Origin of the sequence: Clostridium sp. AM25-23AC (assembly GCF_003435125.1) — a bacterium.
In the GTDB taxonomy this organism is placed as follows: Bacteria; Bacillota; Clostridia; order Lachnospirales; family Lachnospiraceae; genus Pilosibacter; species Pilosibacter fragilis.
Map to the genome: position 1 here is coordinate 882 of NZ_QWGI01000093.1, position 258 is coordinate 1,139.

A 258-nucleotide genomic window follows, 5' to 3' on the forward strand; every position below is an offset into this window, starting at 1 on the left:
TGCTACCATGCAAATCCACAACCTCAACGCCCTTGTCGATACCGTCCGGCATGAAATCATTGAACGGTATCGCCCTGGCGAAGACGACCCCCATTTGAAAGTGTTGCAAGCCGCCCATATCAGTGATGATGAATATTTCAATCAGATGGTACGGGATGACCTCAACCTCATTATCCGGGATATTCGGGAAGCCCATAAAAAGGACAGTGAGAGTGCGCCCCAGACCACCGTTGCCGATGAACTGAAAGAAAATCTGGA

1 pseudogene is annotated in these 258 nt (G+C 49.6%); it reads left to right on the forward strand.

Features of this window, described 5'->3' with window-relative positions:
* A pseudogene (locus DW677_RS19030) lies at positions 1–258 on the forward strand (transcriptional regulator); the annotation flags it as partial.